Origin of the sequence: Exercitatus varius, from assembly GCF_029577735.1 — a bacterium.
Taxonomy (GTDB): Bacteria; Pseudomonadota; Gammaproteobacteria; order Enterobacterales; family Pasteurellaceae; genus Exercitatus; species Exercitatus varius.
The window spans coordinates 1-25628 of record NZ_JARQTO010000013.1 but is presented as its reverse complement, the minus strand read 5'-3'; the positions used below and the strand labels follow the sequence as shown (position 1 = coordinate 25628).

The following is a 25628-nucleotide window of genomic DNA, read 5'->3' as shown; positions in this document are numbered from 1 at the left end:
GAATATAAAAAAGCCCCTAGCAAACACTAGAGACTTTCGGAGTAAGGATTGATGATTATTCTTATTCAGGGCTATGCAAGTCTAAAAAGACATCACGAAAATAGCCATATCCTTTTACAACAACTATAGTCTGAAAAGCAATCAGCAAAAGATTATCAGCTAACTCAGGTCGCAGCCAAAAGGCTTTAAATAAGTAAACCAAAAAGCCAATCAGAACAGCAAAATAAAGGATTAAGGCTTGCCGCATATTTTGGCTTAAACACAATCTATAAAACTTATAAATTGATTGAATTTCATCAAGTTTATGCAAAAATCGCATAATTACCCCTTTAATTATTTACTAAAATTAGCAAAACGAGAAATATCTATTTCAAGATAATTTTTAGCATAATTCAACAAATAAAGCATTACAACCCCTTTGATTCCAATGCTAATACCTAATTCTTTATAATGGTTATTTAATTCTTTCAAAGAATCGTGAACATCCATCACTTTTGTTACCTGAATGTTCTGACCGGCTCGTTTATCATAAATAAAATTGATGTAATTTTGCATAAAGTCAAGTGAAATAGGCTTATCTTTTGCAAAAAGCAGTGATTGATAAATAAGCTGTCCTCGCCCAACTTTAGTATATTCTACTAATTCGTCTAAAAATGCCTTTTGTTCAGCAACTAAAGACAGAACAAATTGCCGCGTTTTATTCTTCTCTGACGGTACTTTTACAGATACTGCTTTTTTAGACTTGATTGAGCCGTTATCCGCCCCTTTAATAAAGGCTTTTTTGTCTAATTTACCTAATTTTTCCATACTTTTTTACTCCCGAAAATTTGTCCGATCACATTTAAAATTTCATCTTTTGACTTATTTTTGCCTAAATCAAAACAACTTCCACCGTTGCTGTAGCTAGTTTTAAGCACTTTTCGGCTATAAATTACATCAGGAATCAACTTCACTAAATTTTTACCTTTCAAAAAATCAGCCAACAAATTTTTCGCTTCATCAGCTTCACGGTCTTTAGCGTGAGTAGAGCAATCATTCAACAAGTAGAAAACCTTAATTTTCGGATTGAATACAGCAACTTGTTCAATAACCTCGAAGTGCTTAGGCACAGTATCTAAAGCGGCTTGCGTTGCTTGCAACGGCGAAATAATAACATCAGCCATTAAGAGCAATTCTCGCCCTGTTTCCGTATCAGCCCCTGCCGAATCGATTAAGACAAAATCGAACTGTTTTTTATATGATGAAAGGGCTTCAATATCAGCCTCTAGCAGAGAGAAATTATGAGAAAATTTCTCGTTAGAAAAACGGCGAACCGCCCACGTTTCAATGCTTTGTTGAGGATCGCAATCCATTACTGCAACCTTGAAATTTTGGCTTAAGCCTACCGCAAATTGAGCAAGCAGAGTAGATTTGCCTACACCGCCTTTCACGCTATCGAAAAGAACAATCGAACCCATAAAATAATCCTCCAGTAGATTAACTTCGATAAGCACATAATAGCATAAGCGAATGTTAAACACAACATAAAAGAATATAAAAAAGCAAATGTTTTTGCAAATATAAATATAAAATACTTATTTACTAGCTCAATCGAAAATGTGGACGGTTTAACGGTTTTGCCCTACGGGACGTATGGATAAAGTTGATGAATAAGCCATTAATAACTTGCCGCTACGCTTGGAAAACTGCTTGCAGTTTACCACAAGTTATTAACAGCTTACCGGCTAACGCCTTTCACAACTTTACCCACACTCAAAACCTACCTCCCACAATTTCTCAATCGCCAAACAATAACAATTTTTTTTGATTTTCTTTTTTTTTCTTTAGCTAACATAACTCTAAGAGCTAAAAGAGATCTTAAAAGGATCGTCCGCATTCCTTTTGGTGAGATTTCAGAGCAAAACGGCAACACTCACCCTAAAGCACGAACGCAAATTCGCACTTTAGTGCATTGCCGAAAGCAAAAACGCCGATTCCTCTCGGAGCCGATCCCGTCGCTTTACGGATAGAGCCTGTAATAATCCAACTCTACTGTTAAGGTTACGGCATTATTACCGCCTGAACGTGTCCTTAACCGCCTAAAATCCCTGACACTGCAAACAAGGGGATTAACCCAATCTATTTACGCTGCACTCGATTATTTAGACCACTCATACCACTGCCGCTTTGTTCAGTTCCCCCAGTAACGGCTTAGAAGTTGTAATGCTGTCGTCGCTGAATCCTGCCACCCATTACAACAAGGGTCGCAGGTCAAGGCGGAGCTTGAGAGCGGTAAAACCGCTTGAGAAGTGAAGCCGAAAACGGCTTGAATTTGATTTGGTTGATTTGATTTTTCATTGCTTGGCTCTTTTTCCTCTAGCCAACAATGAAAACACGATTTTTTCTTTAGGCGTACTTTTTATGGTTAAAAAGTTTGCTTTTGGTTTTAGAAGTCTGTATAATCACTTCTAAATTAATCGTGTTTCACTGTTAGATAGTTTGGCGACTGGTAACGTAAAACACACTTCTAAGAACTAAGCACTGTTGCAAGCAGTGCTTTTTTCTTGTCTAAATTTTTGCATTTCTAAGCCTTTCGACTTAAGGGCAGCACTTTAAAATTTCCTATATTCTACTCCCTATATACGAAAGATCAAGAGTGGATCTAGACTTTCCCACTAAAAAATCTTTATCTTGCCTATTATAACTCTTTTTATTAAATGAATTTATTGCTAGAATCCTCATAGGCTCTAGCCTTAGAGCTATTTTAACAAAACATATATTTCAGTTAAAATATATGTTTTATTTCTGTTTAGTTTGTGTATAATAGTGATGTGGCTTGTCGCCATAAAGGAGATTAAAATGACAACTTCCGTAACAACGGTAAGGTTGGCTGGAAATCGAAAGAAAGCCATAGAACAGGTAGCTTTGGCTGCAGGTTCAAAATGCGGAAAAATCCTTAGAGTAAGTGATGTAATCCACTTTATGATTGATCGATACTCTAATCTTGAAACGATAGAAGCATTAGCGAATAAATATAGCCCTAAAATGGAAAATTCCAAAGAGGATAAAAAATGATGAAACTAAAAAAAGTATTTATTCTACCGATTTTACTTGGTTTATCTTTGACTGCTTGTAAAGAAGAGCTAAAGGATTATAGCGGTATTTATGAGCGTCAAGAAGGTAATGTTACCTTTATTACAGAATTAGAAAAAACGCAAAAAGAGAATATATATACCGAACGTTTTCGTTCTAAAAGGGAAGATGGCACAGAAAGAGTTTCTAATGTGGTTCGTACTGTAAAAGTTGAAAATGGCGAAGTTTATGAACTTTCTGGACACCTTAGAGCAAAAATAACAGATACCACCTATACACAAATTAATAACGGTGATATTTACACTAAAGTAGCCGCACCCCAAAATTAAATTTGTTTTAGCAAGATAAGAACGTTTTTTTATTCATAAAANNTAACATTATACATAATGTTGCTTTAAATTACAACTTTTATTTAAAAATCAATGGTTTATTTTATGTCTACTTTATCTGCAAAAATGTTATTTAGCTTATTTGCCCAATGTGCGGCTGATATTGCACCGGAAACGTTAAATACCGTAATAGAGGTTGAAAGTAGCCATAATCCTTATGCAATAGCGGTTGTTTATGATCGCAATATTAAGGAGGAATATAAATTCAAATTTAAACAGCCTCAATCAGAGGAGGAAGCTCAAAATATAATTAAACAATTAGAAAACCACCCAACAAAGCATAAAAGTTACTCTGTGGGCTTAATGCAAGTAAATAGTAAAAACTTTGCAGCTTATGGTGTGGATAAAACCAATATGTTTAATGCGTGTAAAAACATTGAAGCCGGAGCAGGTATATTCAAAGACTGCTATGCCACGGCACAACAAAACAATCCTAATAAGCCGGAACAAGAGTTACTGCGTTTAGCAGCGTCTTGTTACTACTCAGGAAATGAAATTCGCGGATTTAAGAAAGAAAGTAATGGTTCTTCTTACGTGGATAGAATCAATAAATCTGCGACAAAAACCTATAAAGTGCCGGCAATTAAACCTTTGACTGAATCTGATGTGTCGGGTTCTTCGTCAAATGAGGTTGCGATTCAACAGCAAACCTCAATTCAAGCCCCCCAACCACTACCACAGCCGAAACCGTGGGACGTATTTGGGGATTTCAGGAAATAAAAACTTAAGGGAAACGTATATGACCTTAACACAAAAACAACAGAGTGTATTAAATGTAATGGTAATGCTTGCTGTTACAGCACTTTTCTTTTTTATACCCAATGCCTATGCCGGAGGTTTAGATGCGGCAACAGATAAAGCAAATGAAGTCAAAACTTGGGCTTATGGTTTTATTCTTGTTTGCACAATCATTTATGCTCTTTATTGCATTGGTGCGGCATTTGTACACCGTGGTTCGTGGGGTGATGTTGCAATGGCATTCGTGTATGGTGCGATTGCCGGTGGTATCGTAAAAGGTATTTCTTGGGCGCAAACTATTTTTCAGTAGGCAACAAATAGTATTTAAGGTGTTATTAAACACCTTAAATACTTACAAAGAAGAGAGGATTAAATGGAAGAAAAATACCCATCGTTTAACGGAATGAATCGCCCTGCCGTAGTAAAAGTGATTGGTACGCCGCTTATGCCAACGCTTATTTTAACGGGAGTAAGTCTTTTTTCCGTAATGATTGCTAATTTCTATGAAATGACAAGTATCGCCTTGCCAATTCCGATTGCTAGTTTTGTGTATTTGTTTTTCCTGAAAATTGCTTGTGAAGACAACCCCAATGCACTTGCACAAATTAAATGGCAGGTTAGGGCATTCTTTATCAAGCTATTTCAAGGTAATAAAGTAATTTGCTTATCAAGTGATGATGATTTAAGAAGAGAAAAATACAATGCGCGCAGACAGTTTAAAAAATGTTAGTTCAATTAAAAATCTATTGCCGGATTATCGTAATAATATCAATGAATATGTGATTACCGCGCAAGATAAAATGATTTTTACGCTTGAATTAACCGGTACATCTCACACATCAGTTTCAGATCAAACATTATATAGCTATTTTGTCAGCCTCGATGATTTCTTTTTAAATTTAGGGAAAGAGTACGGCGGAAACCTTGGCGTATGGACACATATTGTCAAAAAGAAAGCACATTTTGACAAAGAATATCATTTTGAATCGCCTTTTGTGCAAAACCTAGTTGATACCTACTTAACTACATTTAAAGAAAGTCATAATAATTTTTATAATACGCATTATTACATTACGTTCGTTCTAAAATTTAGCGATCTAAATGATGGTTTAGCACAATGCGACGCAATCGCTGAATTATCAAGCACAATGATTAAACGCTATAACGGTACAATCTTAAAAATTATTGATGTTAATGAGAGTTTAAGCGTTTGCCAGAATAATGAATTTTTATCCTATTTATTGAATTTAAATGAAACAACATTACCACTAAATGATGAAGAAGTCATTGATTCGATTTGCGATAGTGATTGGTTTTTCAACTATGATTTTTTTGAAGTACGTTCTAAATCAAACACTCGCTCAAAATACGGTACAGCTTATGTATTAAAAGGCTATCCGGCGGAAACGAAAGCCGGAATGTGGGATTTTTTATTGACGTTACCTTATGAGTTCATTTTATCGCAGTCTTTTATCTTTACCACTTCGCAAAAGAATATCAATCAAATTGACCGACAAATTAACCGTTTAACCTCTGCCGGCGATAGTGCTGTTCGTGAATTAGAAGAGCTTGAAATGGCGCAAGGCTTTTTAAGCACTGGCGAAATTACCTTTGGCGATTATCAAGCAGCTATGTTGATTTTTGGTAACACGGCAAAAGAAGCCGTGCAAAATGGTTCTCGCGTGATTTCAGCGTTTACAGATAAAGGTTTAGGGGCTCGTTGGTCGCGGGCAACATTAGATGCAATGTTTGCGTTTTTAAGTGTAATGCCTAGTTCAAAACATCGCCCCGTAAACAGTGCAAGACCAAGTACCTCCCTTGCGTGCGGTTTTTCATTGCATAATTTTTTCAGCGGAAAAGCTGAATTTAACCCACTTGGCGACGGTTCGGCGATTATGCCGATAAAGACGCCAACACAAGGCTTGTATTATCTCAATACCCATTATTCTGAATTAGATAAAAATGTGATCGGACAGATGATTGCTGGACATTTCTTAATTCTTGGGGCAACCGGTACGGGTAAAACGACGTTTGAAGCAATGCTTGTAGCATTCTTACAACGTTTTAATCCTCAAATGTTCGTTGTTGATTATAAACGCTCCACAGAGCTTTATGTCCGCGCTTACGGCGGAACATATTTTACCCTTGAAAGCGGTGTACCAACAGGCTTAAATCCGTTCCAATTAGAAGAACAGGCTAGTCCAGCATTACTTCAGTTTTTATATCGTTTTGTGGCAAGTTGTGCGAAAGACTATCGCGGTTTAGTTTCTGACACTGAATATCTCGATATAAAAAATGCTGTGGACGCAGTTATGCTTTTACCTTTGAAAGAACGTCGTTTTAGCCTAGTGCTACAAAGCATTCCGACCAGCTCAGAGTTATATGCCCGTTTAGCGCGTTGGTGTTATTTTACCGACGGCGATTTAGCTTGGACGGTAGATAGTCCGGAAAACTTATTTAATCCGTATGAATTCGACAAAATCGGTTTTGATACCACGGTTATTTTGGAAACAAAAGACCACCCAGCAACTGAACCCATTTTAGCGATTTTACTGTTTTATAAAAACCTGATGAAAAAATCTGGACGGCTTTTACTCTCAATCGTTGAGGAATTTTATATGCCGTGTAATTACCCAACTACGCAAGATATGATTAAGCAAACGTTAAAAACAGGACGATTAACCGGCGAATTTATCGGACTTGTTTCACAATCTCCGGCAGACGCTATTCAATGCAAAATTTTCCCGGCGATTGTAGAACAAACGCCAACCAAGATTATGTTGCCGAATCCGGAAGCTGTCTATGATGATGAAGATATTGGTTATAAACGCGTAGGCTTAACCGAGAAAGATTTTTCAATTCTTTCTCGATTTGACAAAGAAAGTCGCAAAATGTTGGTAAAACAGGGGACGTATTCAACTGAATTGCACTTTGATTTAAGCCATTGTAGCGAGTTTTTCCCGATTATTTCCGGAACAACGGAAGGACAAATAGAGTGTGAAAAAATTCGTCAAATTCACGGAAATAATCCGAATGACTGGATTGCCCCATTCTTAGCAAGAATGAAACAAAAACGGATTGAGCAAGCAAACGGTAACTCAATCGAGTCAATTTAATAAACCCTATGGAGACTAAATATGAAGCACATCATTAAACCTACTTTCATTGCAATGGCAATCGTTTTATCTGCTAATCAATCCTTTGCAGGCGGTATTCCGACCGTTGATGGAGCGACCCTTGCGGCGGTGATGTCTGGTGATTTACAACAACTTGCGCAATTAAAGCAGCAATTAGAGGCGGCACAAACGCAAATTCAACAATATCAGACGCAAATTCAGCAATACCGTGATTTTGCTAACGACACCAAACGCCGCTTTGAGGGTAATATGAACATTGCCGATTTATTAAGAGGTGATTCGTTTTTAAATTCGATTCCTGATTTAACAAACGATGTGATCAGCTTAACTGGCGAAAGTCTTTCACAACTTCGAGAATCCTATAGCTTAGTTTCCGATAACCCAGAGGTACAAAAACAATTCGATAAGCTCATTTCTTATACGGATTATTCTAAAAAATATCTGAAAAAAATCGAAAGCCGAATTAAAAACTTAGACAACTTAAAAGCCCTTGCAGATGCCGCACAAACGCCGGCGCAAAAGCAAGATGTTGCGAACAAGTTAGCGATTGAAAAACTCCGTTACGATCAAGAACAACTTGCAATGAGTGAAGCAGAAAAGAAATTTGAACGTAATTTTGAGTTACAACGTCGTCAAGCGATAGAAGAGTATAAAAAAGGAGAAAGTCAAAAAGCAGCAACCTTTAGAGCAAAATTTGGTTATTAACCTTGGGAGAATCTATGTCTTCTTTTGTTTCAACCCTTTATACCGAAATCGTTACGGCAGTTAGCAGCCAGACCGCAACAATGGCTGGGAACTTTGCTACTGGCGTTAGACCGGTCTATGTGGCATTTGTTGGGCTTTATGTGGTTTATGTCATTTATAAAATAAATAATCAAGGTGGCGTGGTGTTAATGGATATTTTAAACCAAGTAGCCTTAATTACTTTAGTTGGTGCATTTTCCTTTGGGGCAAGTAAATATTATTACAATGATGTAATCCCTTTTGTACAAAACGCAGGAGATGAACTGGCACAAGCAATAGCAGGAAAAAACTCCACTGCAACAAGCACAACTACGATAGATACGATTATTTCCCTTTTTAATAAACAGTTAGTCGATGTTTATAAAGAATGGGAAAAATTAGGAATTACTGATGGTTTAGCTCCTGTACTTAATGTTGGATTAAAAATAGCGTTTTTAGAATCATCTAAATTTATTTTCTCTATTGCGGTCGCCGTCAATTTATTGATTGCCAAGATAATGGTAAATCTCCTTTTAAGTGTGGGCGTGCTATTTGTAGGGTTTGCATTATTTCCATCAACAAGAAATATGTTTCAATCATTCACGGGGCTTTGTTTTAACTACATTTTACTCAATGTGCTTTACTCGGCTGCGGTCGTAATGGTTGCAAAATTCCTTGAGGCGCGTTTAGGGGTTGCAACGGGATCTGATTATTTAAACATTTTTGTCGCTGTGCTAATCATTGTATTTGCACTTAATCAGATTCCTACCTTGGTTTCTTCCTTGACCGGCGGTGTAGGAATTAGTCCATTTACCGCCGGCGGAATGTTCGGTGCAGCCGCAGGACTGGCGAGAATGGGGCTAAGAGGTGCAGGCGGTCTATTAGGACGTGATGGTGCGGCACGCAATTTCTTGCAAGGAAAACGTTCTGCCGCCCAAAAAGGCGCGGGAACAGATAGCTTACCTAAACGTTGGAAAAAACGTATAGAGGCAGTAAAAAACATCGGAAAAGGCAAAGCCGGAGCTTAACAATGAAAAAACTCATTTTACTTCTTACAACAAGCATACTTTTAGCGGCGTGTTCATCGCCGCCTAAAGTAAAAGAGCCATCGGGCAAATGGATTCAAATTAATAATCCGCAATACTATCAAGATAATCAAAAAATCTAAAGGAGCTTAATTTATGGTGTGGTTTAAGAAAAAAGCCAAGAATCAAAACAAAGAGGCAATCTTATCGGATAAGAAAGCGGAAGCAGAGCGCACGGAATCCGGTAAAGAGCGACAAGATTTAAGTAAGAAAACCAAAGAGCATTTAAAAAGTAAGCGCAAATATGAAGAAGACCGCATACAGTTTCATAAAACAATGGGGCGAGTTGGTTTAATTTTTGGTGCAGTAGGTATGGTTTTAGGACTTGCTGGCGTAGGCGCAGTTGCCGGACTTACGCCATTAAAGAGATCAGAGCCTTTTGTATTGCGTGTTGATAACAATACTGGTGCGGTTGATATTGTGCAGCCAATTTCTGATTCTCGATCTACAACTTACGGCGAAGTATTAGATAAATACTGGTTAGCGCAATATGTGATCGAACGCGAATCATACGATTGGCAGCTCATTCAAAATTCCTTTGACCGAGTAAAATTAATGAGCGTGCCAAACGTATTTAGTGAATATAACGCCTATATCACTAGCAAACGTTCCCCTGTATTGACATTCAAAGAAGATAAAAAGGTTCGTGTGCAAGTCTTATCGGTGTCATTTATTAACAATATCGGACAAGTTCGTTTTTCTAAAACGGTTTTAAATGCAAACGGACAACCTGATAATGCTTATCCCGTTACAAATTGGCTTGCAACGATTGCTTTTGATTATAAGAAAGAGATCAAGTTAGAGCAAGACCGCCGAGCAAACCCATTGGGATTTGAAGCAATAAGTTATCGCGTGGATTCTGAAAATATCACTGGGGGACAATAATGAAAAAAATTTTAGTTGCCGCATTAAGTTTATGTGTTATTGCCCCATTAGCGCACGGCGAAGCAAACCCAAAAGGAACGGCATACGATAAACGTATTAAAAACATTGTTTATAACCCTGATGATATTACGCGTATTAATGTAGCGACCGGTGTTGCAACATTAATTCAATTCAGCCCGAGTGAATTTGTATCAGCCGACGATGGCGGAGTGGTTTTAGGAGATCCGCAGGCGTGGGACGCAAGTCTAAGAGCAAATAACTTATGGATTCGTCCGACGGCGATTGAGCCAGATACAAATATGGTTGTGGTTACTAATAAGCGCACCTATCAATTTAATTTGCGTAGTGTAAGAAGTAGAAATGCGGCAGATTGGTCGGTACGTTTTAATTACCCTGAAAATAAACGTCATCAAAACACTTTTCAAAGACCTTGCGCTGGTACAACACAAAATTATCGCTATTTTGCACAAGGCGACAAAGATTTATTCCCTATAGAGGTTTGGGATAATGGCTTGTTTACTTGTATGAGAATCAGACCGGGTGCGGATATGCCGGTGGTATTTAAGAAATTACCGGACGGCAAAGAAGCATTAGTTAATTCTCACGTGGAAAACGATTATATCGTGATCCACGAAGTCAATCCGGAATTTAGATTGCGTTTAGGCGATTTAGTTGCCGGCGTGAAAACAGACCGGTTGAGACCACAAGCAAGCAATATGATTGGCACAACAAACGGAAAAGTACGGGAGATTATCAATGAATAACGACAATAAAGGGAAAATTGCCTCACTTGATGATAATACCGAAAGTCGTAACATTATTGAAGACGGTGTTCAACGCAAGAAAAATACACAAAATTTAATTAACGGTGTACTTGCTCTTGCGGCTGTAGCGATTGTTGGCGCATTGAGTCTGTTTTATATCTTACCGAGTTCATCGGAAGAAGAACAGGCGCAACAAGTAAAACAAGATGAAGCCTTAATAACGAAACAATCTAGCGACGAATCGCTTGCTGATATTATGGCAAATATCAAGGAAAAACAGGAGCAAGATCGATTACGCCGTGAACGCGAAGAACAGGAGCGGTTACGCCGTGAACAAGAAGAACGAGATCGTCTCGCGCGTGAAACACAACAAAAACAGGAAGTACAAACCGCCGTTTCTCAAACAATAATTCAACAACCCACAGAGCCAAAAGAGACGGGTATTTCGCCGGCAGAACGTAAATTAGGGGGGGTTGGGCTTCTTAACCTCGCAAGTAAAGGCAAAGATAGCGAAAATGCAAACGGTATTTCCGATAGATTAGCCGGCGGCACTTATGCCAACGGCTCAATAAGACAATTACAAAACCGTGAATTATTGCTTATTCACGGCACGCAAATTCCTTGTGTTTTACAAACAAGATTAGTTACCGATAACCCAAGCATTTTAATTTGTCAGGTTACTAAACCGATTTACTCGGCGGACGGCTCAACATTGCTAATTGAGCGAGGAAGCAAAGTATTTGGCGAACAAAAAACCGCAATTATTACCGGTCAAAATATGGCATTTATAAACTGGTCTGAAATTGATACGCCGAATGGTATTCGCATTCGTATTGACAGTTTAGGCACAGATAGCTTAGGGGCAAGCGGTATTAATGTTTGGGTAGACGAAAAATGGGGTAAACGCTTCGGTGGGGCAATTTTACTTTCATTTATTCAAGACGCGCTCGCAACAGGTTCACAAATTGTCTCTCGTAACGGCAATAATAATGTTGTTTATGACAACAGCGAAAGAAACACGGGACGAATGGCTGAAATCGCACTTGAAAACTCAATCAACATTCAGCCAACAGGCTATGCGAATCAAGGGCAAATGATCAATATCTTGGTTGCGCGTGATGTTGATTTTTCTGATGTGTACCGCGTGAAGTAGGGGGCAATATATGGACGAAATGTCAAGAATTGACCGTTCTGCCGTTGCTCGCTCGTTATTAAAAAAGGTCGGTATTCAAAAATTTTTAGATATGGACGGCATAACCGAGGTAGCGGTTAATCAAGGAGGAGAAATCTTTTTTGAACGCGGTAATGGTTGGGAAAGTGAAAGTGTGCCGGAAACCACTTATAAGAATTTAAAAGCCCTTGCTGATTCTTTAACCGTTTTTAGTGGCTTACACAATACGTTAGATGCCAAAAATCCGATTGCGTCGGTTGTATTACCGGACGGCGAACGGGGGCAAATTATTACCGCCCCTGCAACGGAAGCTAATACTATTTCATTCACGTTACGAAAACCATCAAAAAGTCGTTTTACACTAGCTGATTATCAAAACTCGGGGCGTTTTAACAAAATCAAGGAAGCAGAAGCCTATCAAAAAGGCTCAATTCCAGACTATATGCAAGAAATGAAAAAATGCCAAAAAACGGGCGATTATGTCCGTTTTTTTGAAATCGCGGCGGGACACTATTTGAACGTAATTGCAGTTGGGGGAACGGGGTCAGGAAAAACCACGTTTGCCAAAACCTATGCGGATTTATTTCCGCGTGATCGTCGTATTATTACCCTTGAGGACGTTCACGAGCTTTCGTTACCGTATCACAAAAACCATTTACATTTATTTTTTGATTCTGACTATCAAAAAACAGGCGGTATTAGCCCTAAAGAGTTGATTAAATCCGCAATGCGTATGAAACCGGATCATTTATTCCTAACCGAGTTACGCGGTGATGAAACTTGGAACTACTTTGAAGCATTAAACACTGGACATAGTGGCAGCATTACTTCCACGCACGCGAATGATACCCGAGCAACGATTCCGCGCTTGACTACGCTTGTTATGCAATCAGATATAGGAAAGGTATTAGGCGAAGCCTATATACAAAAAACATTAAGCACATCATTAGATGTTATTTGTTACTTCAAAAATACCTATATGACGGAAATTTTATTTGAGCCAGAGAAAAAATTAGAGTTGCTTTATGGTTGATTCAATAAGTAAAAAGCAAGTATTTGTGATTTTAGGTATCGCATTCTTATGCTGTATTGGTACGGTATTCTTAGGCAGTTATCTTGCCGGAATACTGGCTTATAAATGGTTAGGCGTGAATGCAGATTCAACATTAACAGCAATTTTTGACCTTACTCCTTATTTAGAAATGGCGAATGTTCCGGCATTTTCCAAAGTGAAAATATTTGGTGCGTGTATTGCCGGCGTATTGATTGCCATTTTTCCGTTACTTTTTGCCGGTTTACTCCTCTTAGGTTTGAAACCCAAAGAGGAAATTCACGGTTCTGCCCGTTTTGCAACAGATCAAGAAGTTGCGAAATCAGGCTTACTTTCAACAGCAAAAAAACGGGCAAAAAATAAATATCCGTCCGTATTAATTGGCAAATACAAAGGCAAATTTATGCATTACTCCGGACAGCGATTTGTTTACCTTGCTGCGCCGACGCGTTCAGGTAAAGGGGTCGGTATTGTAATCCCTAACCTCTTAACCTATGAGGATAGCGTGGTTGTTGTTGATATTAAATTTGAAAACTTTGAATATTCCGCCGGATTTAGAGAACAACAAGGACAAGAAGTTTTTTTGTTTTCGCCGGACGGTTACGAAAAAGACGGCAAATTATTTACCCATCGCTACAATCCATTACATTATGTTAGACGTGATCCACGTTATCGAGACGGCGATATACGGCGCATTTTTGCCAGTATATTCCCATCAAAGCAGGGAGATCCGTGGAATGACTTAGCCGCGAATTTTGCGTGTGGAATGACCGCCTATTTAATGGATATAGAAGCCCATCACCAAAAGCAAGGAAAACCTGTTGAAACGCCTACATTCTCAAAATTAGTTGAATTAGGCGGTCTAAAAGGTGGCTATTTAGGTGTGATGAATCGAGCAATTCAGGATCACGATGAAAACCGCTTAAAACTCTCTGAAGCAAGCCTCGCAGAATTTAATAAGTTTATTAAATTGCACGATAAAGGGCAACAATCAGTATTAATGAGCTTTTACGCCGAAATGAATCTTTACAATAACCCAACGTGCCGAGCGGCAATGAGCGGAAATGACTTTGATTTTGAAGATTTGCGCAAAAAAAGAATATCGATTTACTTTGGTTTAACGCCAAACGGTTTAATAACGTATTCAAAGCTGATCAATTTATTCTTTTCACAACTCATTATGGCAAATACGCAAGTTTTACCGAGTGCGAATCCGGACGTTCTAAAATATCAAACATTATTAGTATTAGACGAATTTCCGGCGTTGCAAGAGGTTAAGATTCTTGCTGACGCAATCGGTTTTACCGCCGGCTACGGCGTGCGCTATTTGCTTATTGTGCAAGACCATTCACAAATTGAAGCGATTTACGGTAAAGAACGTGCGAATAATATCCGTAAGAACTGTGCAGTGCAGCTAATTTACCCCCCTAAAGAAGTTGATGAACAAACCAACAGAATTAGCGAAACCTTAGGATATAAAACTGTTAGACGTAAGGAGAACAGTTATACCTATTCCGGCGGTAAGCGTAGTCGAAACGTAAGTTTTAGAGAAGATAGACGTGCCTTGATGTTACCGCAAGAAATCGTTGAACTTGGCACAATTAACTATAAAGAAACGGACGTAGCGTTGAAAGAAATTGTGCTAATGGAAAAAGTTCGCCCGTTCATCGCCGATAAAATTATTTATTTTGACGAACCGGCTTTAAATGCCCGTAAAGAATTTTCACTCAAAAATATCCCGGCGATTCCTGAGATGAAATTCGATTTACCCCTGAACCTGAATCACACAACCGCAACAATCGAGGAAAACGAAAATGAAAAAGACGCTTAAAAATTTAGGTATTGCTACCGCGCTTTTAGCTGCTTCTAATACGTTTGCGCAAGATATTCAACCGCAAGGCGCAGAAGATCTTTTAACGGGCGATACTCGCCTTGCTTGTGAGGCTATTCTTTGTTTATCAAGTGGAGAACGCCCTAGTGAATGTGCTAATTCACTTAGAAAGTATTACAGCATACGCGCTAAAAAATGGCATAAAACCGTCGCTAAACGTAAGGACTTTTTAAAGTTATGCCCTGCTTCAAGTGATGTGAATATAGACAAAATCGCTAATAGTCGCGGTGCGTGCGATAGAGGATTTTTTGGAGTAAGACGACTTGATAGATGTTTGAAAAGAGACTCAAATAATTTTTCCCCACAAGATTATGATAAAGCGTATCAAAAAGCGATAGATGACGCCACAGCCAAACACAAGGAAACAATGGCAGCAATGGGGATTGATACTGCTGCTACCGCACAAGTGGCTCAAGCGAACGAATCAACTAAATCTATCCAAAGCGACCCTATTGTTTTCAATAGCGAAAATAGCGATAACCTCACGCTTGATAATGCAAAAAAATGCGTAAAATCAGCAGAACACGCTTTAGCCCCAAATAGTCGTTATAAAATTAGCTTTTCACGTTTAGGCAGCACAGCGAAAGAAAGTGCGAGTTTTACCACGGGACAATCCGGCAATTTCTCGCTATGTTTAGCCAATACAATGTTTGATTCAAAAGCAGCAATAACAGTTACAGATACAAGCGGCAATGTAATTTATCAACTAAACAAAGACGCGCAATCACGCACAAATAACGCCGTTGAAATTGAGTTAAAACGTTCAAATGAAATTTATAACCGCAATGTAACCGCCGAAGAACAAGTGCGTGAAATGCAGGACGGGAAATACTGGCTAAAATAGGAGTATCAAAATGACAACATTACTTTTGGGCATAATCGCCTTATTACTGGTTTTAATTTATTTCAAATTACCAAAACAACCCAAAATAGCTTCAACGTTCTTTAACCCTGAAAGTTCAAAATTAAATAAGGAGTAAAAAATGGCAATATCGCTTAATCAAGTTATTCTTCTTGGAAATGTTGGTAAAAAGCCGGAGATTCGCGTATTTCAAGACGGCGGTTTAATGGCAGATTTCTCACTTGCTACAACATATAGCTATAAGCCAAAAGGCAAAGATGAATATGTAGATGTGGTTGATTGGCATAGAGTCCGCGCCTATCAAAATGTTGCGAAAACCATTGAAAGCTATGTTGATAAAGGGCATAAAATTCAGGTAATCGGACAAGTAAAAAATAACAACTACGAAGACAAAAATGGCGTAAAACAATATGGCTATTACATTTTAGCAGAGAGAGTAATTTTACTTGAAAAATCAGGAGCGAAATCAGAACCTCAACCGCAAAATGTTGAAAACCCCGAATCAATGGCATTTAATGATGTGCCGGATATACCGTTCTAAACAGTAAATAAAGCCTGATCATTATCAGGCTTTTTCAAATGAAGTAAGGAATGATGATGAAATTAGTTATTGCAGAAAAACCTCAACTAGGGGCAATAATTGCCGAAGCTATCGGGATCATTAGTCGGAAAAATGGCTACATTGAATGCAAATATGACTATTGCGTTACTTGGGCGGTTGGACATATTTTGGAACTCAAAAAACCGGGGGAAATAAACTCTAGCTATGAGGAGTGGAAAGAAGAGGATTTACCGCTGAAAGTGCGCCCACTCCAACTTAAACCATCTCCAGACAAAGCCGATCAGTTTTCCATTATCGAGTCTCTTTTAGGTAAGGCTGAGATTGTCGTTAATGCCGGCGACCCAGACGATGAAGGACAGCTTTTAATCCAAGAAATTCTTGAATATACCCATTATAAAGGGGGTGTAAAACGTTTATTGCTTAACGATTTAAACGTCGAAGCAGCTAAAAAAGCAATGCAAGATTTAAGGGATAACGCCGATTTTCAGGGTATGTATAAAAAAGCTCTAGCACGCTCACAAGCAGATTATTTATTTGGGTTAAACCTTACTCGGGCTTATACTCTTGCAGCACGCAAGAAAGGGATTAGAGGCGTTTATACTGTTGGGCGCGTGCAAACTCCCGTACTTGGGCTAATCGTTCGCCGTTGGGAAGCAAACAAGCTGCACAAAGAAAGCTATTACTATAATGTAAGTGGCGATTTTGCTTTTCAAACACAAAAACTCAATGCGAAGTTGATCGTTACAGATAAAATAAGCACTCAAACAGACGACAACGAAGACAAAAAAGAAAAGCGTATTACTGATGAAACGATAGCAAAATCAATCGCAGTAGCGTGTAAAAATCAACCGGCTACCGTGCTAAGTAGTCGGGTTGAAGAAAAGAAAATGGCTGCACCACTTCCTTTCGCGTTACTTGATTTACAAGCAAGAGCCAATGAGAAATACGGTTTTTCGGCTGATGATACGCTCAACATTACACAAAGTTTACGCGAGAAACATCGAGCAATCACTTATAACCGTTCGGATTGTCGCTACTTAACAACTGAACAATTTGAAGATGCACCAAAAACCCTTGATTTCCTCGCCAAGCATATTCCCGGCTTACCGTTTAATAATGCAGATCGGACACAAAAAAGCCGAGCATTTAACGATAAAAAAGTTAGTGCGCATACCGGTATTATTCCGGTTGTTTCCGGAAAATCAGATTTTTCACTTGATAAAATGACCGATAAAGAGCGCAAAATTTATCTTGAAATTGTGCAACAGTATCTAATCCAGTTTTTACCGGATAAAAAATTTGATTTTGCTGCCGTAACGATTCAATGTAATGATTATGAGTTTAAAGTAACAGCAAGCAAAATTACGGATTATGGTTGGTCTAAACTTGTGCCGGACGATTCAGGAGAAAATGAAGACCATTCACTCTTTTTGCTATTATCACAATTACAAGAAAATAATGCCGGTAATTGTGAAAATATCAACGCGCAAAAAGAGAAAACAAAGCCGCTACCACTCTATACCGACGCTACATTGTTGAGAGATTTGCAACGGGTCGCAAGATACGTTGAAGATCCAACCTTAAGAAAGGTATTAATTGAGAAAGACAAAGGTAGAGAGGGAGAAAACGGCGGTATTGGTACACCGGCTACACGGTCTAGCATTATCCAGAATCTTTTTGAACGAGAATTTATCGCCTATCAGGGTAAAAAGATTTTACCCACTCAAAAAGGTTATGATTTTATCAAAGCACTTCCGAAAATTATCACTGTGCCAGACACAACCGCACTTTGGTTTGAGCAGCAACTTGAAATCGAGCAAGGGACGCTAAGTGTTGATGAATTTTTAGATGGTATTGAAAAATTCATTGACGAACAAATTAAGCTGTCTTCACAAATTGAGTTGGAGTTAAAAGGCGAGAAGTGCAAAGTCTGTAAGAGTGGTGTAATGGTGCTACGTCGTGCAAAAGAATCCGGCAATATGTTCTTTTGCTGCTCAAATTATCCGAATTGTAAAACATTTGTGCCAGCACTCGGTACCGTGCCGATACCTCAATGCCCATATTGCCACGGGCAATTTAGAGTAAATAGTAAGGCTATTTCGTGTGAATGTGGTTTTACCTTATGGCGCACTATTGCACAAAAGGAGCTAACTGACGCACAAATTTTGTCATTACTAACAAAAGGCAAGACGGCAAAAATCAAAGGTTTTGTAAGTTCCAAAACAGACAAAACCTTTGAGGCAAAACTTGTACTAACGAAAGATAAGAAAGTATCATTTGAATTTGTAGCCACAAAAAAATAAGCTACCGCCCTACTCTTTCGCTTCGGTTGCTCAACTAAAAAAGGGTATCAAAAGACTGTGTTATTTGATACCCTTTTTCAGTTTTCAATATCGGTAGTTATCGCTCAAAGGCTTGTTCTTGCGATTTTACCTCTTGAATTTCGTTACCCTTAGCGTCGAGCTTCATATCCATTGGGCGCAAGATTCCGTTGTCTTCAATAATACCTTTCTTTATTTGAGAATCTGAAAGCCCTTTTAAATTAGGGTGGTTTTTCAAAACTTCTAATGTATTTGGATCTTTTTTAATTGCCGTGGCTACTGTAACGCCGTTTACTTTAATTTTAAATAAGCCATTCGCCGCTTTTTCATCACGCTTAAACTCAAATTTAATATCGTAGGTTTTCTGTACACCATTCGAGTGTTGTTTATCAGGGGCTTGCTGTTGAACCTCTGCTTGCGGCACGTCTGCTTGAGCTTCAGGGGATTGTTGTTGAGCCTCTGTTTGCGGCACGTCCACTTGAGTTTCAGGGGATTGTTGTTGAGCCTCTGTTTGCGACACGTCCGCTTTGAGCTGCTGACCTGCTTCATTGCTGACACTATCAAGGTATTCAACTTTAGCTTCTAATTCTAACTCCTTGCGGCGTTCCATTAACTGTTCTTGTAAAGCAGCAGGTTTTAAAATGATTGGTAAATTATTAGCGGCTGCGGATTCAATGACCATTTCTTTAAATTCTTTGCTGCCATTAATTTTCAGCTCATTTCCATACTTATCAATCGCAAGCTCTAAAAATGTTTTAATATTTTCAGGCGATTGCATTTCTTTAGAAATGAGCATTTGATTGCCCACGTCGGTACAAACAGTCTTACCGTCTGATAAGCGTTTGTACTCGATGTCGCCATTTTCCTTTTTAGCTACGCCTAAATTATTGAGTTTCATTACCTCTTCAAGAGCTTTTGAAGTAAAGGCTCGTTGCGGAGTTTCTTGTTTTGAAGTTTCTGCCGCTTTGCTTCGCTGTTGTTCTTGAAGTTGCCGTTTCAAAAGAATCTGCTGCTGCTTGAAATTATCAGAAAAACTGATTTGTTCATCTGCTGAAGCAATTCTGCCGAATTCATTGCCTAAAGCAATGTTTAAACTGTCTTTAAATGCCATAGTGCTATCCTCTAGTGCTTTAGTAGTATATCCACTTTGCTGAAAAGTAAACTTCTCACGCTCTAGCGTATGAGAAGTAAACTTCGCGAAATAATCTATCCGCTCTTGTCGCTGCATAGCTCTGAAAGAAGCTATTGCAAGTTCCTGATTACGGATTCTAGGGTGGGAAAAGCGGCTATAAATACGCTTTTTCTCACCTCTATATAAATTACGATTATCAACGTTCAAATTATGTAGGGCTAATTTGACATCTTTCTCAAATTGCCGAACTTCAAAATCGAATGACTTGATATTTCGCTGAATTTCTAGGCTGGTTAGTTTTTCTTGATTTACGTTTTTATTGGCTTGCTGCTCATAAATGTAAGATAAAACTGACTTAGCCTCTTTCCATTCAAGATTAAGATATTTTGTAAGAAAATCAGAAGCATTCAAATTACGCTTATTTACGCTAAATCGGGGGCTTCCGTCTTTAGCATAACTTACCCTATGTTTCTTGGGATTTATGCTATAAATGCGCTCTAAATGGCTTAAAAACGCGTCAGGATCAATGCGTTGTCTTATTTCCCTGAATCTCTCAATATCTGAACGATAAGCCTGTTCGTTAGATTGCGTTCTTACTAATTGAGAAAGTGCGTTAGAATCACTAAATAGAATAATTTTTGAATTCTTTTGAGCTAGATTTTCTTCGTATGCTTCAAACGGCGTTTTTATCGGGGCGTAGTATTCCTCTTTATTAAACAAAGTGCGGTTGTAGCTTTGTGTCGGTAAACCTCGCGAAACAAGCGCATAGTGCGATTTTTTCGCACTTATGGCATTATCATATCCTCGTTGGTAAACGCCGGAATGCCGTCCCCAAATATCGGCTCTTCCGGTATAAAGCTCGCCTCTATTGGTGCGTGTGCTTGCTTGGCTTTCGATAGTTCCTCTACTCGCTCCCCGGCTGCTTTGTTCAGAGCTTGAAATAATCCGCCGATCCCTTCGTTTTCCTGCTCCATCATCGCTTGTTCGGCTTGAATCATTGCATCGCAGAGTGGAATCGTTACCGGCTTGCCTGTTTCGTAAATGATTGAGTTCATTCTCGGGCAAAATACCTTGAGTTCCGTTGTGGTCTTGGTTTTCTCCGTAAACCACATTGCCAATAGACAAACCTGACACGCCGACGGCATATCGGGAAGCAGCGCTTGATTTTCGCTTTTGAGTGTTAGCAAGGTTGGACTGGTAATTTCTCTGCCGTCCGCTCTCGTGAAAATTTCGATGCCTGTATTTTCGCTCATAGTTTTGTTCTCGCTCCGCTAATAATTGTTGTTTTTCAGCTAAATCCGCTTGAGCGTATTTTTGCCGAAAAGATTGTGTAGCAAAATCAACAAATTTAATCTCTTTGCTTACTCTATCTTGCCATTCTTTAACCCTAGCATTAATCGTTGCTTTATCTGCCTTTGGTAACGCCTTTGTAATAATTGCCTGTTCAGAAAAAATAGGGTGCTTTAAATTCGTAAACTTTTTATCGTCATTTAATTTAACTGCAAAATATTGATTATCTTTACCCTTATTTCTGATTTTGACTTCACCGATATTAGATAAATAAGATTGAAATTCAGAAAGGCTATTAATCTTGCCTGCTGCAATTTCATCAACTAATTTTGCTTTAAATTCACTTTGCTTTTCGCCGAAAAAATCGCCTTTAATGCGTGATAATACATTCGCCGAATGATGACCGCCCCCACGGCTAAAATCTTTAGGAGAATCAAGATTATATTTATAATTAATATATTCCTGAATAGAGTCTAAATAGATTAAATTTTTAATATTTTTATCATCAATATATCCTGTTGGCAGTAACTTATTCCCTGTTAATAAATTAATTTCAGGTATAGCAATATGTATGTGCGGTTTCCGCTCTACCATTTTGCCAGTTTTACTATCTTGAATAGATTTAATCTTTGGCAAATGTGCCTCTGCATAGAAATTATACTCATCATCAGAATAAGCTGATAATAATAATTGTTTATAATCTGTTACAACAGACTCTAACAATTCTTGGCTAACCTCATTTTCACGAAAAGAAAGTGTTATATGTAAATATCGTTGTTGCCCTTTATCCACGATAGAATTAATGATTTTATTTGTTAATTCTAAATCACCGTCTAATACAATACGATTATCCAGCTCATCGCGAGAAAATAACCTACCTTGCTTAAATCCTTTTTCTAAATATTCAGCAATTCCATTATTACCACCGCTAATTTCAGCTATCATTTAAAGACCTCTTCAAATGTTCGTTAATACTAATTAAAAGATTTACACCTTTTAAATATGTACTTTCTGAAATTAATTTTGCTTTATATGCAAAATTAAAATGTTTTGCTAGCTGATTTAAATTATTACCAGATTTATTTACCACTCTTAAAATGTTATAATAATCAAAAGGCTTTAACTCATTAAAGGTAACGTTAATATTTTTTTCTTTAGCTAAAAAAATATCACGGAAAAATTCAGATTTTGATTTATCGCTTTTTTCCAAAAGCTCTCTAAAAGGCTCAAACTCCTCTTTTTTTAGTCGGAAGCTGATTACTATATCTTTATTATTCTTTGCCATTTTTGAAAACCTCTTAGCTCGTAGAGATATACACCTGAAAGCAGCAATCAGCGTTCGTCCCGTCCGTAGGACGCTCTAGCCGCTAGGCTATGGGGTTTTAAAGGGGTCTCCCCTTTAGCACGTCGATTTTACTACACTGCCCTGCAGTTTGTAAACATCGTTATCGTGCCTATAATTTATAGAACACAGCAATCTTTATGGACTTAGATTACAAATAGACTTCAATTAAATTACAAACGAATTTCAAAAATATTACAAACAAACTTCATAACAGTTACAAAAAGACATCAAAAAGATTACAAACAGATTTCTATTAGATTACAAAAACAGCTTTTTTACTTATTGACTTAAAACTTGTACTGTATTAGACTTAGCTTGCTCAACAAGAGAGGTCAAAAATGAAGCAATCTGAATTGGAGAAAATTCTTGCTCCATTGAAGCAAGATCTAACAGATAGATTAGAAAGCAGAGGCTTGCTTCAAGCTATTATTACCGAACATATCCAGCTTATTAACCGCTGTATAGGAAAAAATATAACCATCAGTATTATTCATAAAAATATATTTCCTGACAATGAAGTGGCTTTTGCTCATTTCAAAACGTTAATCTATCGAGCTAGAAAAAAATTAGCAAAAAACCATACTAAACAAGAAAGCGGAGGTAAAACCGAACAGATAGAAAAAACTCAAGAAATTACACAGATTGAAGAAAATCAATCTGAAAATGTTTTTAGCTTTTTAGCTAAAAAAGAAGAAAAACCCATTCACAATAGCTGTAGCGATCAACAAGCGGTTGATGATAGGGTAAAAATGTTACTTATGCGTAAAAAACAAAAAGAGGCTTTAAATGAAAAATAATAGCGTTAATATCGTTTTACAAGGTAAAGGTGGCGTAGGAAAATCTTTTCTATCCTCTATGCTTGCTCAATACTTTTTAGATCACAAGAAAGTTAAATTAAATGGTGCTGATACCGATCCTGTAAACAGTTCTTTTGCAAGTATAAAAAGAATAGGTGCTGCTCCAGTCGAAATACTAAAAGACGGTACAATTATTCAATCTAAATTTGACGCAATTTTTGAAGCAATTATCAATGAGCAGAATAAAACTTTTGTAATTGATAACGGCGCTTCTACTTTTGTTCCTATGATGAAATATATTGGTGATAACGATATTATTTCATTATTTGATGATTTAAAAAGACCTGTTTATATTCATACCGTTATTGTCGGCGGTCAATCTCAAGCCGATACATTGCAAGGTTTAGTAAGTTTATACGAATTACTAGATAATGCGAAAAATGTGAAATTAGTGATTTGGTTAAATGAATTTCAAGGTTCAGTAAATATTCCTGATGATACTAAAGAACTAGTAAGTGATAAAACAGCGGGTGTAATTACAATTATAAATCGTAATTCTGACGCATTTAATGACGATCTTGAAAAATTAACTAAAGCACGTCTCACGAATGAAGAAGCTCAAAAAAGCAGTGAATTTGGCTTAATGTCAAAAAACCGCTTGAAAAAAGTCTTTAATGAAGTATATGAGCAATTAGATCGCCTTTACGACGTGGAAGAACATCAAGGCGAAAAATCGCCCGAATAAGTGAAAAAGAATGTGCATTAAGCACGTTCTTTTTGGGCTTAGGGATAGTTACCCGAATGGGCGAAAACACAAAAGCAGCCAAAAAGGAGCAAAGCGGTTTTGGCTGCTTTTGTGGTTGAGTTTTTCGAGCTGAAATCAAAGCTTGCTGCAGATTGAAGCCGAAAAATATAGCCCGACCCTAGCAACGCTAGGGGAAGCCCCAAAAGAAAGAAAAGGAACTGTTATGACTACCGAAATTAACGAAACCGGCAACACAAATAAAGAACTCACGGCAACCATTGAAGAAAAACGAACAGAAATAAAAGAGCGTTTTGGGATCAGCGATGAAGAATTTGATTTACTTATCAGAAACGTAATTTTAGATAGTTTTGACAAATTGAAAGTAAGATTAAGCGTAGATGACCCTATTTTCGCCGTTGTTCTCACACAAAAAAACGTAATGGATTATTATGTAACAATGATAACCAACGCCCTGAACGAATTGCCAAAACGCATAAGTTATACGCTTGATGATAGAATTGAATCCTTGGGCGAAACGATTAGCAACATTAGCGAAGCTTTTGATAGCGAACTGAATTCATTCAAAAATGATTTCAGTTCTCAAGTTTTTGAACTGAATAATCAAATTGTTGCAAATTTCAGCACGTTTATTGACAAAAAACTTGAAGAAATTAAGACCGCCCTAGAAAGTGTTAAAATCGCTACCCCAACAGTTGAACCGAAAAAAGCCTCTAAAAGCCCAATAAACGCCTTGATTTTGGCGTTTACCGCAATAAATATCGCTATTGCAGGGCTAACCCTGTTCACTGTACATAAATCAACAAGCAACTCTAAAGAAGTCGCCTATCAAATGGGGCTGTTTAAAGGGTTTGAGCAAGTCCGCAAAACTTTTTCACCGAAAGACGCTGAAAGAGTGCAATCAATCGTTATTGAATCGATTGATAACGAACTAAAAGCTAGACAATAAGGGGGGATTTTGAAAGCATTAATGTTACTTTTAAACCTTGCCTGCATTGGTTCGGCGGTGTTTTTGATGTGGATTTGCTACAAGAGAGAACAAAAATTTTATCTATCAGCAACGGCAATTTCAGCCATTTTTTATCAGTTACTTTATATCGAATTATCGCCAGCCTATAGTAGCTTAATTATTTCTATCACTTATCTTGGTTTGCTATGGACTTTGATAAAAGCCTATAGCAACCTTATCAACAAGGAGTACAACGATAAACTACTAGAAACAATGAAAGCGGATTTAAAGAAGTACGCCGTAAAGCCGAAGAGACCGAACAGCAGGCGTTAGACTGCTGCAATTTTGTAAGTCCTCAATGGAGTTACAAAATTGCCACGGCGAGAAAATCAAAAAAGCCCCTTTTCAGGGGCTTTGTGTTATTTTTCAACCTTGAAAGGTTTAATTTCGGCCTTTTGCTCTTTAATTTCGTAACCATTCAAAACTTGAACTGTTCCGAAAATGCCCGATTTTTTGGCTTGTTGTGCAAGTCTGACGTATTGCCAAATAATACGCCATTGCCACACTTTAAAGGCTTTGCCTTTAATAGGTGTTTTTGTTTCAAATGCCAATACTAGGGCATTTGCATATTCTTGAAGTTCTTGCATAATTTTTCCTTACATTAGGATAGTTTAAAAATCCGCCCTTACATTAGGGCTTTC

28 protein-coding genes are annotated in these 25628 nt (G+C 37.9%); 22 read left to right on the top strand and 6 right to left on the bottom strand.

Annotated features, from left to right (window positions below):
• Positions 1–61 precede the first annotated feature (61 nt).
• Genes P7M01_RS09590 through P7M01_RS09580 form a run of 3 tightly spaced genes read right to left on the bottom strand, consistent with a single transcriptional unit; the run spans position 62 to position 1457 of the window.
• Positions 62–319: a hypothetical protein gene (locus tag P7M01_RS09590; RefSeq protein WP_317483585.1), complete on the bottom strand. Its 258-nt coding sequence runs from the start codon at positions 317–319 to the stop codon at positions 62–64.
• Between the two features lie 14 nt (positions 320–333).
• On the bottom strand, positions 334–807 hold the full coding sequence (locus P7M01_RS09585; RefSeq protein ID WP_317483586.1) for a hypothetical protein: 474 nt from the start codon (positions 805–807) through the stop codon (positions 334–336).
• Positions 795–1457, bottom strand: coding sequence for a ParA family protein (locus P7M01_RS09580; RefSeq protein ID WP_317483587.1), 663 nt, complete (start codon positions 1455–1457; stop codon positions 795–797). The genes P7M01_RS09585 and P7M01_RS09580 overlap by 13 nt, the downstream gene beginning before the upstream one ends.
• Before the next feature lie 1381 nt (positions 1458–2838).
• On the opposite strand from P7M01_RS09580, the gene P7M01_RS09575 reads away from it, so the two are divergent.
• From P7M01_RS09575 to P7M01_RS09490, 18 genes are all read left to right on the top strand, one after another.
• Positions 2839–3054, top strand: coding sequence for a hypothetical protein (locus tag P7M01_RS09575; RefSeq protein ID WP_317483588.1), 216 nt, complete (start codon positions 2839–2841; stop codon positions 3052–3054).
• On the top strand, positions 3051–3401 hold the full coding sequence (locus tag P7M01_RS09570) for a hypothetical protein (RefSeq protein WP_317483589.1): 351 nt from the start codon (positions 3051–3053) through the stop codon (positions 3399–3401). Before P7M01_RS09575 ends, P7M01_RS09570 begins: the two co-directional genes overlap by 4 nt.
• A gap of 105 nt (positions 3402–3506) precedes the next feature.
• Positions 3507–4181 carry a lytic transglycosylase domain-containing protein gene (locus P7M01_RS09565; RefSeq protein ID WP_317483590.1) on the top strand — a complete coding sequence of 225 codons (675 nt, stop codon included), beginning with the start codon at positions 3507–3509 and terminating at the stop codon, positions 4179–4181.
• Positions 4182–4200: 19 nt separating this feature from the next.
• Positions 4201–4509, top strand: coding sequence for a conjugal transfer protein TraC (locus tag P7M01_RS09560; protein WP_317483591.1), 309 nt, complete (start codon positions 4201–4203; stop codon positions 4507–4509).
• A 63-nt stretch (positions 4510–4572) separates the two neighbouring features.
• Positions 4573–4929: a conjugal transfer protein TraD gene (locus P7M01_RS09555; protein WP_317483592.1), complete on the top strand. Its 357-nt coding sequence runs from the start codon at positions 4573–4575 to the stop codon at positions 4927–4929.
• A complete protein-coding gene (locus P7M01_RS09550; protein WP_317483593.1) occupies positions 4901–7315 on the top strand; it encodes a VirB4 family type IV secretion/conjugal transfer ATPase in 2415 nt (804 codons plus the stop codon). Before P7M01_RS09555 ends, P7M01_RS09550 begins: the two co-directional genes overlap by 29 nt.
• A gap of 21 nt (positions 7316–7336) precedes the next feature.
• Positions 7337–8041, top strand: a complete 705-nt coding sequence (locus P7M01_RS09545; RefSeq protein WP_317483594.1) for a type IV secretion system protein — start codon at positions 7337–7339, stop codon at positions 8039–8041.
• A 14-nt stretch (positions 8042–8055) separates the two neighbouring features.
• A complete protein-coding gene (locus P7M01_RS09540; RefSeq protein WP_317483595.1) occupies positions 8056–9087 on the top strand; it encodes a type IV secretion system protein in 1032 nt (343 codons plus the stop codon).
• Between the two features lie 2 nt (positions 9088–9089).
• Entirely contained in the window at positions 9090–9227 is a 138-nt protein-coding gene (locus P7M01_RS09535) for a hypothetical protein (RefSeq protein WP_317483596.1), read from the top strand.
• A 13-nt stretch (positions 9228–9240) separates the two neighbouring features.
• The gene (locus P7M01_RS09530) at positions 9241–10029 is read left to right on the top strand and encodes a virB8 family protein (RefSeq protein ID WP_317483597.1); all 789 of its coding nucleotides are present in this window, start codon (positions 9241–9243) and stop codon (positions 10027–10029) included.
• Positions 10029–10793: a TrbG/VirB9 family P-type conjugative transfer protein gene (locus P7M01_RS09525; RefSeq protein WP_317483598.1), complete on the top strand. Its 765-nt coding sequence runs from the start codon at positions 10029–10031 to the stop codon at positions 10791–10793. Before P7M01_RS09530 ends, P7M01_RS09525 begins: the two co-directional genes overlap by 1 nt.
• Positions 10786–11946 carry a type IV secretion system protein VirB10 gene (virB10, locus tag P7M01_RS09520; RefSeq protein ID WP_317483599.1) on the top strand — a complete coding sequence of 387 codons (1161 nt, stop codon included), beginning with the start codon at positions 10786–10788 and terminating at the stop codon, positions 11944–11946. The genes P7M01_RS09525 and virB10 overlap by 8 nt, the downstream gene beginning before the upstream one ends.
• Before the next feature lie 10 nt (positions 11947–11956).
• Positions 11957–12997 carry a P-type DNA transfer ATPase VirB11 gene (virB11, locus tag P7M01_RS09515; RefSeq protein WP_317483600.1) on the top strand — a complete coding sequence of 347 codons (1041 nt, stop codon included), beginning with the start codon at positions 11957–11959 and terminating at the stop codon, positions 12995–12997.
• A complete protein-coding gene (locus P7M01_RS09510) occupies positions 12990–14846 on the top strand; it encodes a type IV secretory system conjugative DNA transfer family protein (protein WP_317483601.1) in 1857 nt (618 codons plus the stop codon). The genes virB11 and P7M01_RS09510 overlap by 8 nt, the downstream gene beginning before the upstream one ends.
• Positions 14830–15750, top strand: a complete 921-nt coding sequence (locus P7M01_RS09505) for a TrbM/KikA/MpfK family conjugal transfer protein (protein ID WP_317483602.1) — start codon at positions 14830–14832, stop codon at positions 15748–15750. The genes P7M01_RS09510 and P7M01_RS09505 overlap by 17 nt, the downstream gene beginning before the upstream one ends.
• 10 nt (positions 15751–15760) lie before the next feature.
• On the top strand, positions 15761–15886 hold the full coding sequence (locus P7M01_RS09500) for a hypothetical protein (protein ID WP_317483603.1): 126 nt from the start codon (positions 15761–15763) through the stop codon (positions 15884–15886).
• Positions 15887–15889: 3 nt separating this feature from the next.
• Complete coding sequence (locus tag P7M01_RS09495) at positions 15890–16309, top strand: single-stranded DNA-binding protein (RefSeq protein WP_317483604.1); 420 nt, start codon at positions 15890–15892, stop codon at positions 16307–16309.
• Between the two features lie 56 nt (positions 16310–16365).
• The gene (locus tag P7M01_RS09490; protein WP_317483605.1) at positions 16366–18633 is read left to right on the top strand and encodes a type IA DNA topoisomerase; all 2268 of its coding nucleotides are present in this window, start codon (positions 16366–16368) and stop codon (positions 18631–18633) included.
• Between the two features lie 97 nt (positions 18634–18730).
• On the opposite strand, the gene P7M01_RS09485 is transcribed toward P7M01_RS09490, so the two are convergent.
• Entirely contained in the window at positions 18731–22018 is a 3288-nt protein-coding gene (locus P7M01_RS09485) for an LPD7 domain-containing protein (RefSeq protein WP_317483606.1), read from the bottom strand.
• A complete protein-coding gene (locus P7M01_RS09480; protein ID WP_317483607.1) occupies positions 22008–22358 on the bottom strand; it encodes a plasmid mobilization protein in 351 nt (116 codons plus the stop codon). Before P7M01_RS09480 ends, P7M01_RS09485 begins: the two co-directional genes overlap by 11 nt.
• A 398-nt stretch (positions 22359–22756) precedes the next feature.
• Here P7M01_RS09480 and P7M01_RS09475 point away from each other — a divergent pair, with 398 nt between their 5' ends.
• The 4 genes from P7M01_RS09475 (at position 22757) to P7M01_RS09460 (ending at position 25260) form a co-directional block, all read left to right on the top strand.
• Complete coding sequence (locus P7M01_RS09475) at positions 22757–23215, top strand: hypothetical protein (RefSeq protein WP_317483608.1); 459 nt, start codon at positions 22757–22759, stop codon at positions 23213–23215.
• Entirely contained in the window at positions 23205–23960 is a 756-nt protein-coding gene (locus P7M01_RS09470; protein ID WP_317483609.1) for a nucleotide-binding protein, read from the top strand. The genes P7M01_RS09475 and P7M01_RS09470 overlap by 11 nt, the downstream gene beginning before the upstream one ends.
• A gap of 223 nt (positions 23961–24183) precedes the next feature.
• On the top strand, positions 24184–24927 hold the full coding sequence (locus tag P7M01_RS09465) for a hypothetical protein (protein ID WP_317486340.1): 744 nt from the start codon (positions 24184–24186) through the stop codon (positions 24925–24927).
• Positions 24928–24936: 9 nt separating this feature from the next.
• Positions 24937–25260: a hypothetical protein gene (locus P7M01_RS09460; protein ID WP_317483611.1), complete on the top strand. Its 324-nt coding sequence runs from the start codon at positions 24937–24939 to the stop codon at positions 25258–25260.
• An 86-nt stretch (positions 25261–25346) separates the two neighbouring features.
• Here P7M01_RS09460 and P7M01_RS09455 read toward each other — a convergent pair whose 3' ends face one another.
• Positions 25347–25574: a hypothetical protein gene (locus P7M01_RS09455; RefSeq protein ID WP_317483612.1), complete on the bottom strand. Its 228-nt coding sequence runs from the start codon at positions 25572–25574 to the stop codon at positions 25347–25349.
• Between the last annotated feature and the right edge of the window lie 54 nt (positions 25575–25628).